The organism is Amycolatopsis sp. SID8362, assembly GCF_010550475.1.
GTDB classification, from domain to species: Bacteria; Actinomycetota; Actinomycetes; order Mycobacteriales; family Pseudonocardiaceae; genus Amycolatopsis; species Amycolatopsis eburnea.
Genome location: NZ_JAAGNB010001216.1, coordinates 1 through 8,915 on the forward strand (window position 1 = coordinate 1; position 8,915 = coordinate 8,915).

At 70.5% G+C, this 8,915-nt stretch carries 8 protein-coding genes; all 8 read right to left on the minus strand.

Annotated elements, in window-relative coordinates:
• Positions 1 to 392: 392 nt before the first annotated feature.
• The gene (locus G3I65_RS37590; RefSeq protein ID WP_160700305.1) at positions 393 to 1,067 is read right to left on the minus strand and encodes a GGDEF domain-containing protein; all 675 of its coding nucleotides are present in this window, start codon (positions 1,065 to 1,067) and stop codon (positions 393 to 395) included.
• 120 nt (positions 1,068 to 1,187) lie between these two features.
• A complete protein-coding gene (gene idi, locus G3I65_RS37595) occupies positions 1,188 to 1,751 on the minus strand; it encodes an isopentenyl-diphosphate Delta-isomerase (protein WP_160700306.1) in 564 nt (187 codons plus the stop codon).
• Between the two features lie 87 nt (positions 1,752 to 1,838).
• Positions 1,839 to 2,672 carry an alpha/beta fold hydrolase gene (locus G3I65_RS37600; protein WP_160700307.1) on the minus strand — a complete coding sequence of 278 codons (834 nt, stop codon included), beginning with the start codon at positions 2,670 to 2,672 and terminating at the stop codon, positions 1,839 to 1,841.
• A complete protein-coding gene (locus G3I65_RS37605; RefSeq protein WP_160700308.1) occupies positions 2,669 to 5,758 on the minus strand; it encodes an NACHT domain-containing NTPase in 3,090 nt (1,029 codons plus the stop codon). The genes G3I65_RS37600 and G3I65_RS37605 overlap by 4 nt, the downstream gene beginning before the upstream one ends.
• Before the next feature lie 10 nt (positions 5,759 to 5,768).
• Positions 5,769 to 6,296 (minus strand): cysteine hydrolase family protein, encoded by a 528-nt coding sequence (locus G3I65_RS37610; RefSeq protein WP_160700309.1) that lies wholly within the window; start codon positions 6,294 to 6,296, stop codon positions 5,769 to 5,771.
• A complete protein-coding gene (locus G3I65_RS37615) occupies positions 6,293 to 7,726 on the minus strand; it encodes a cytosine permease (protein WP_160700310.1) in 1,434 nt (477 codons plus the stop codon). The genes G3I65_RS37610 and G3I65_RS37615 overlap by 4 nt, the downstream gene beginning before the upstream one ends.
• Positions 7,723 to 8,598 (minus strand): PfkB family carbohydrate kinase, encoded by an 876-nt coding sequence (locus G3I65_RS37620; protein WP_160700311.1) that lies wholly within the window; start codon positions 8,596 to 8,598, stop codon positions 7,723 to 7,725. Before G3I65_RS37620 ends, G3I65_RS37615 begins: the two co-directional genes overlap by 4 nt.
• The coding region (locus tag G3I65_RS37625) for an ADP-ribosylglycohydrolase family protein (RefSeq protein ID WP_203612627.1) at positions 8,595 to 8,915 on the minus strand (321 nt) is incomplete at its 5' end. The genes G3I65_RS37620 and G3I65_RS37625, both read right to left, overlap by 4 nt.

The following is an 8,915-nucleotide window of genomic DNA, read 5'->3' on the forward strand; positions in this document are numbered from 1 at the left end:
CGGGTCGGCGGCCCGGCGGCCGGGCTCGCGGGGCGGGGCCGGCCGCACGCCGGTGGTCCTCGCGACGACGTCCGAGACGCTGATGCCGCCCTGGTCCTCCATCGACCTGCGTCTACCCGTCCGGGGCCGCGCCGGACCCTCGGTGCGGCGACCGGTTCCCGGGCTGTCGTGCTCGTCCGGCACTCGGTCTCCTTCCGCACGATCTCGACTAGGACGTCCTCCCCCGCAGGAGGTGATCGTTCCCCCGGAGGTTTTCGTTATCGTACGGATACCACCCGTTCGTGACGACACCCTCCCGGAAATTTCTTCACCTTGAGTCGACGAACGGCCGGTCGGCGTCGACAAACGGGTGAAGCACCGCATCGGCAATCCGGAGTAATGCCGCGTTTACGTTACTCAGAGTGGGTTATTAACTGCGTGCTTTCCGCGTCGTGATAGGCCACTTTGTTGCGGCCCGCGCGTTTCGCCGCATAAAGGAGGCTGTCGGCGCTTCGCAGCTGGCGTTCGGGGGACGACGGCGTCCCGGCCTCGTGCGCGAGCCCGGCGCTGATCGTCACGTGCAGGCCCGGCTGGAGTTCTGACCAGGGATGACGGGCCACGCGCGCCCGGGCCGCGTCGACGATGCGGATCGCCTGGCCCGCGTCGACGCCCGGCAGCCACAGCACGAACTCCTCGCCGCCGTAGCGGGCGCAGAAACCCTCTGGGGGCAGTTCCTCCTGCAGCAGGTCGGCGACCCGGCGGAGGACGCGGTCGCCGACGAGGTGACCGTACGTGTCGTTCACGCGCTTGAAGCGGTCCAGATCGACCAGTGCGATCCCGAGTGGGGGACGGTCGGTGAACGGTCCGTAGAGCCGCTCGTCGAGGTAGCGGCGGTTGTAGCTCGACGTCAGCGCGTCGCGCAGGCTGCCGTCGCGGGCGATGTCCAGCGCGGACCGCAGGTGCTGGTACGCGCGCCGCCAATCGCCTTGGGTCGCGAAGAGGCCGGCGATGGCTTCGTGCAGGCGGAGCAGGTCCGGCGGCCGGGGGCGACCGGGCCGGCTCAGCGCGCCTTCACCCTCGGCGACCATGCCCACCTCCACCACGCATTGGTTGTCGTCGCGGCGGAGGCCACTCTTGAGGCGTCGGTGCGGACGAAGGTGAATTTCGCTCAAACGGGACAGCGATGGTGACTCTGCGGAGTTGACAGCTCAGAGTCCGGAGAACGGCTCGATGCCCTTGAGCTGCGCGAACTGATCTTTGGCCCAGTAGCTCACATTGGCCGTGACGTCGTTCAGTAGCTCGGTGTAGTCGGTCCAGGCGACCCAGCGCCAGTCGCCGACCTCGACCGGGTTCGGGGACGGCTCGTCGTCGGCCCACGCGACGAACACCGGGCAGAACTCATTCTCGACGATCCCCTGGAACGGCGGCGTCCGGTAGCGGTAGTTCGGCAGCACGCAGCGCAGCCCGGACAACGACGGCAGCCCGAGCTCGTAGGCCGCCCGCCGGCCGACGGCGGCTTCGAGCGACTCGCCGGGCGCGGGGTGACCGCAGACGCTGTTGGTCCAGACCCCCGGCCAGACCCGCTTCTCCAAGGCGCGCTGGGTGATCAGCAGGGCGTCGTCGCCGCGGCGCAGGACGTAGCACGAGAAGGCCAGGTGCAACCGGGTGTGCTCGTGGTGGCTGGCCAGCTTCGGGCCGGTTTCGCCGGTGGGCACGCCGTCTTCGGTGACGAAGACGACCTGCTCGGTCTCGGGTTCGGTCGCGGTATCCACGAGCCCCAGTGAACACGAATGCGCCGAACCGGCCGTACCGCGAGGTGGGTGGGTTACCCGCGATCCGCCCGGCGGGGTGACGGGCGGTTACCGCGCGTTGAGGTGTTCGACGAGCAGCGAGGTGACGGCCTCCGGCGCCTCTTCCGGCACCCAGTGCGTGACGTCCTCGAGCATCTCGAAGCGGTACGGCCCGGTGACCCAGTTCGCGGTGTCGAGCGCGGCCGTCGAGCCGAAGGAGACGTCCTCGGTGCTCCAGACGTACAGCGTCGGCACGGCGATCTTCCCGATCTTCCCGCCGGGTCGCCCCGCCCGGTACCAGTTGAGCGCCGCGGTGAGCGCCCCCGGTTCGGCCAGCCGCCGCACGTAGTCGTCGACCTTCGAGGGCGACACCCGCCGCTCGAACATGTCCCGCAGCGCGCGGCCGTCGTTCTCCAGCATGCGGCGCTCGGTGACGCGCGTCTGCCGCCACTCGGTCATGTACCGCGTGCGCAGGTGCTGGTCCTCATCGGTCTTCATGGCCTCGGCGAGCGCGGCGGGGTGCGGAGTGGAGACGACGGCGAGGCTGCGCAGCCGATCGGGGTGCGCGTCGGCGGTCCACCACGCGACGGCGCCACCCCAGTCGTGCCCGACGAGGTCGAACCGCTCCCAGCCCAGGGCCTTCGCGATCGTGACGACGTCTTCGACGAGGTGGTCGATGGAGTAGTCGGAGGCCTGCTCCGGCCGCACCCCGGGCGAGTAACCCCGCTGGTCGGGCGCGACGGCCCGGAACCCGAGCACCCCGAGCGTGGCGACCTGGTGCTCCCACTCGGTCGCGGCTTCGGGGAAGCCGTGCAGCAGCAACACGGGCCGCCCGTCCTCGGGCCCGGCGGCGATGGCGTCGAAGGTTCCGGCCTCGGTGGGGATGCTGATGTGGTCGATCACGGGGCCGAATCTACTGCTTGCGGCCGCCAGAGCCGTTCGACGCGGCTTCCCGAACCCAGAAGTTCCTCACCGATCAGCCGGACGTCGTCGGTCACGCGCAGCTCGAGGTCCAGCCCGGCGAGGGGAGTCAGGTCGATCTCGTCGGGACCGTGCAAGCTCAGCTGCCGCAACTCGCCGAGGCCGGCCAGTAGCCGGAAGTCCGGAAACGGGGTGTCCACGAGCTGCAACACCCGGAGTTCGGCGAGCGAAGGGAGCACCGCGAGGTCTAGTTCAGGACAACTGTCGAAGCTGAGCCGGGTCAGGCTGCCGGCCCACCCGGCGAGGGCGTCGACGTTGCGGAGCCGAGGGCAGTTCCGGAAACCAAGCACTTTCGGGCTGTCGAAAAAGGTCAGGGCGTGCAGGTCATCGAGCCCGGGAGCCCCGTCCAGGTACAGGCCGGGCAAGTGCGGCACCGCGGCCAGCTCCGCCAGTTGGGCAACGTCTTCGACGTCGGTCAGCTTGAGGTACTCGAGGTGGGGCAGCGCGCCCAGCCGCGCCCACCCGTGCGACCGGACTTCGACGAGGATCGAGCGCAGGGTGGGGATCTCGGCGAGTGGCCCGATGTCCGTCGATCCGGGTGTGTGGCCCGTGAAGGTGATGCGTTCCAGCGAGGTGCCCACCAGCGTTCGCACGTCGAACCCGGCAGGATCGCCGACCTCGAGCCCCTTGAGCCCGGGCAGCTTGCGGGCGAAGCCGAGGTCACCGTGCGGCTCTTCGAACCAGCAGTCGAGGTACGCGAGGTGCCGCACATGCTCCAGGCCTGTGAGTTCGGCCGGATCGCCCACGAACAGGTAACTGACCGGCAGGCCGGCCAAGACGCGTTCGGCGAATTCGCCCGGTTCGAACCGGCTCCAGGCCTCGACCAGTTCTTCGACCACGGCCGTTTCCTGCGAGTCGTGGTAGCGGGTCAGCAGCTCCAACGCCCCCTGGCCGCCGATCAACGCGATCGCGCGGACGGTCGCCGCCGCGGAGTCGGGGTTCGCGGGCTCACAGTCGGCGAGGAGGTCCAGCACGAATTCGCCCGTGGCAGCCAGCGCTTCCGCCTGCTCGAAGCTCGTGGGCGGGATCAACGTGCTCGCCCGGTCCTCGATCTCATTGCGCAGCCGCTCGCTCAACTCCGGTGAGGTTTCCAAGCACGCCAACGCGACCAGATCGAGCTTCAGCCGCTGCTTCTCGTCCCCGTCCCAGTTGAGGATTCCCTCCAGCAGGAGCTCGCGCTGCGCGGGATGGGCGTGGCCCGTGGCCAGCACCACCACCTCGCGCCACTCGTCCAGGTGGGCGTTCGCCGTCAGGACGCCGATGTCGTCCTCTTCGATCGCGGCTTGTGCGGCCAGGTACTCCTGGAACGTGCGGTGGACGAAGTCGACGCGGCCCGGGACTGGTTCGCGCAGTACGCCGCCGCGGTCGAGGAGGTGGCGGAACACCGTTCGCGGGGTGACATCGATCTGGCCCATCGAACGGAGCTTCGCCGCGATCCGGCGTTCGGTGTCGCCGGCGGTGGCGTCCGTGTGGCCGTTGCGGACCAGCCAGTACGCGAGGTGCCGGAGCAGCACCAGTTTTTCGGTCAGCGAAAACCGGACGGTGGCTTCGATCCGCCGCTCGACGTCGCGGCTGTCCAGCAGCATGCGCAGTGCGATGTCATAAAGCTCCATGCGGTTGTCCGGCAGGCGACCGTTGCCTTCGTGGTGCAGGGCGCACAAGAGCGCGCACAGCAACGGGTTCTCGGCGAGCCGTCTCAACGCGCTGCGGGCGCCGATGGCCGCGAGCAAGGCGTCGCGCTCGTCGTCGAGGGTTTCGCCCGGGAAGGCCGCGTGCCAGCGGGTCACGAACGTCCGGACGTCGCGGCGCGTCATCGGCTGGAGCCGCACCTCGGTGAAACCTTCGTTGCGGAGCCAGGCGGGGGCTACCGCCGCCGGGCGGGTGGTCACCACGAAACGGGCGCGCGGGAACGCTACGACGAGTTCGCGGAGCCAGTCGCGCACTTCGCGGCGCCGGTCGTCCGGGACCTCGTCGAGGCCGTCGACGAGCAGGACGCCCCGACCCCGGCGCAGGCGCTGCTGCACCCAGCCGGCCGGCATCTCGTCGGCGATGTGCCTGCCGATTTCGTCGAGGAAGCGCTCCGGGGCCGGCAGCGGGGCGTGGCTGAACCGCCGCAGCCGCACCAAGAACGGTTCCAGGTCGTCCCAGCCGTCGACGTCTCGCAGACGGCGGCTCGCGCACTGGACGGCCAGCCACTGCAGGAGCGTCGTCTTGCCGGAACCCGCTTCGCCGCGCAGGAGGATCCGCGACGTCCGGGGCAGGACGTGCTCGATCCGGTCGCCGGCCGCGGCGTCCTCGTCCGAAGTGACGCTCAGGCTCAGGTAGGCGACCGACAGCGGGTACAGCCGGGTCGCGTCGGTCAGGCCCGCGCCGTACAGGGCCATGCGGTCGAGCGCCGTGACCACCTGGCGGCGGAAGTCAGCAGCGAAGTCGTCCGGGTGCCGGCGTTCGGGCAACGCGGCCAGGACGTTCCGGACCGTTTCGAGGATTTCCGTCTCGCGGCGGAGCACCTCCACCAGCGCGCCGGGTTGGAATCGGGGCAAGGTGCTCGTCACCTGCACCAGGTACGCACAGCATTCCCGGAGCACTCGCTGGTAGAGCTCGGTTCCGTCGGCGGGGAGGAGCGTCGTGACGCCGGGGACGGTCCGGCGCAGGTAGCGGTACAGGAACGCCGCGTCGAGGTCGGTCGCGAACAGGTCGTCGTCGGTCAGGGCCGCGCGGTCGAACGTATCGCGCACCGCGTCCACCGCCGCGGCCCGCTCGTGCTCCGGCAGCGCGCGGAACTCTACGTCGATGAACGGCAGCAGCCGGTCCGCTACCCGGGATTCCAAGTTGGTGAACAGCAGCCGGAGCTTGCGGCGGTCGTTGAGGCCGGTGACCTGCTTCTCCAGCAGGTCGAACACCTTCGCGGTCGCGTCGGCGGCGATCGCGCGGTCGCCGAGCCACACCTTCGCGGCGGCCTTCACCACCGCAGTCGTCAACGCGATCGCAGAGGCTTCGAGGCTCACCGAGTCAACGTTAGCCCAGCACCTCCTCCGTCGTGGCCACCTTCACCAGCGGGCCGTACAGCCTCATGATGTCCAGCGCCTTCGCGTGGCTCTCGTCGTCCACGCCCGCGCAGGCGTCGGACACCACGGTCACCGAGACGCCCGCGTCCGCTGCGGCCAGGGCTGTCGACAGGACGCAGCAGTCCGTCGATACGCCTGCCAGTACCAGGCGGGCGCCGCCGACGCGGGTGGCCAGGCGGGGGGTCCACTTGCCGAATGTTGTCGCGTCCACTGTGGACTTCGGGTGGAAGTCCGGGATCACTTGGTACAGCGGGGCGTCCGGTGGCTGCAGGGCGAAGGGCCACTGCTCGTAGTACTGCTTCCACGCCCCTTCCGGTCGCGAAGGTGCGACGAACCGGGTGAACACGACGTCGTCGCCGAACGCCGTCACCAAGCGGCGGATCTGCGGCACCACCGACGCGAAGCGTGGGGTGAACCACTCGCTGGCCGGATCGGCGAAGACGTTCTGCAGGTCGATGACCGCCAGGATCGCTTTCACGCCGCCTCCTGCGCGCGGACTCGATGCCGCGTCAGCAACGTGACCAGGAAGCCGAGGGCCAGTGCGAGCAGTACGCCGAGGTTCGCGAAGGCCCAGGCTCCTTCGCGGCCGCCGAGGCCGAACGGCTCCAGCAGGTAGCCCTGCCACTTCAGCCAGTCCGCGGACGTGTTCGTCACCAGGCCCCAGCCGAGCGCGGTCGCCGCCAGGACCAGTGCGATCGGGCCGACGCGGACGTCGCCGTAGCGGCCCGCCGGGTCGAACAGTTCCGGCTCGGCGTAGTCGCGTCGGCGCAGCAGGACGTCCGCGAGCATCACGCCGCACCAGGCCGCCACCGGGACGCCCAGCGTGACCAGGAAACCCTGGAACTGGCCGAGGAACTCGCCGCCGAAGAACACGATGTAGACCGTGCCCAGCACCATCAGCACGCCGTCGACGAGCGCCGCCACCGGGCGGGGGACGCGCAGACCGGCCGACAGCAGCGCGAGGCCCGACGAGTAGATGTCCAGCACCGCGCCGCCGACCAGGCCGAGCACCGCGACGATCGCGAACGGCACCAGGAACCACAGCGGCAGCAACGTCGTCAGCGCGCCGATCGGGTCCGCGGCGATCGCCTTGTTCAGGTCCGGCGACGATCCTGCCAGCAGCAGCCCGAACACCAGCAGTACCAGCGGCGCCACCGACGCGCCGAACGTCGTCCAGCCGACCACGCCCCGGCTCGACGACGAGCGCGGGAGGTAGCGCGAGTAGTCCGCCGCCGCGTTGACCCAGCCGAGGCCGAAGCCGGTCATCAGGAACACCAGGGCGCCCATCCACTGCTGCGCCGAGCCGGACGGCAGCGCGCTGACCGCTTCCCAGTGCACGTCGCCCGCCACGAGGACCACGTAGACGACCGTGAGCACGCCGGTGATCGCCGTGATCCACGTCTGCAGCTTCATGATCGCGTCGAAGCCCAGCACGCCGGCGGCGACGGTCAGCGCGGCGACGACCACCAGCGCGACCACCTTCGTCACCGTGCCGCCGCCCCAGCCGAGGCGGTCGAACACGGTCGCCGTCGCCAGTGTCGCCAACGCCGTCAGCACGGTTTCCCAGCCGACCGTCAGCAGCCACGAAATCGCCGACGGCAGCCGGTTGCCGCGGACGCCGAACGCCGCTCGCGAGAGCAGCATCGTCGGCGCCGACCCGCGCTTGCCGGCGATCGCGATGAACCCGCACAGCAGGAACGAGAACAGGATGCCGACCACGCCGGCGACCAGCGCCTGCCAGAACGAGATGCCGAAGCCGAGGGTGAACGAGCCGTAGCTCAGCCCCAGCACCGACACGTTCGCGCCGAACCACGGCCAGAACAGCTGCCGCGGCCTGCCGCGCCGCTCGGCGTCGTCGATCACGTCGAGGCCGTTGGTCTCCACCTCGAGCCTGCGGGTACCGCTCATTTCATGGCCTCCACCCAGTGGTCGATCTCCGCCCGGCTCGGTGCCGTCGCCGGGCCGCGGCGGGTCACCGAAAGCGCGGCCGCCGCGTTGGCGCGCACGGCGGCGTCGAGGAGGGTACTGCCGCGCAGCAGCTCCGCGGCCAGGACGCCGCAGTGCGTGTCGCCGGCGCCGTTGGTGTCCACCGCGTCGACGGCGAGGCCGGGGACCTCGGTGGTCCGGCCGTGCTTGTGCACGAGGCAGCCCTTCGCGCCTTCGCGGACCACGGCGACGTCGGGAAGCTCGCCGAGCACGTCGGCTTCGCGGGCGGTGCAGCTCACGATGTCTACAATGGACAGAACGTCATGGAGGTCTCCAGGGTTGATTTCGGCCACCAGCGGGCCGGGGTCGAACAGGATCCTCGAGCCGGGCAGCTTGGGCAGCCACCCGACGAGAGCCCTGCGATTGATCTCGTGCAACAAACTGTAGCCAGTCACGTACACCACGTCGTCATCACTTAGTAGGACTCGCTCGAGCAATCCGGGCTCCAGCTGTCCTTCGGCGCCGGTGCCGGTCGCGAACGTGCGCTCGCCGCTCGCGTCGACCAGCGCGACGACGACGCCGGTGTCCAGCCCCGGCGTCGGTTCGTGGGCCAGTTCGACGCCCTCGGCGGCCAGCGCGGCGCGCGCGAGGTCGCCCAGCACGCCGGTGCCGTGCGTGCCCGCGTAGAGCACCCGCGCACCGGACCGCGCGGCCGCGGCCATCACGTTGAACCCGCCGCCGGGCAAGAGGTTCGTCGAAGTCGCCATGACGTCGCCGCCGGGCGGGGGCGGGGCCGGCACCGCCATGACCAGGTCGAGGACGACCTGCCCGGTGTGCACCAGCCGGCCGGTCATCGACGGCGCAGCTTGAGCAGCTCGTCGACGAGCGGACCGAACTCCAGGCGGTTCACGCTCAGCACGGTCTCGACGACGTCGGGGCGGAAGGCGTCGACGCCGTGCGCGGCCCCGAGCATCGCTCCGCAGATCGCGGCCACGGTGTCGGTGTCGCCACCCAGTCCGGCGGCCAGCCGCAGCGCCGACGGCGGGTCGTCGCCCATGGCCTCGGCCAGCGCGAACGCGGCCACGACGGACTCCTGCGACGCCACCGAAGTGCCGATCACCCGGGCGACCGCGTCGGCGACGGCGGCCGGTGCCATACCCCGCACCCAGCC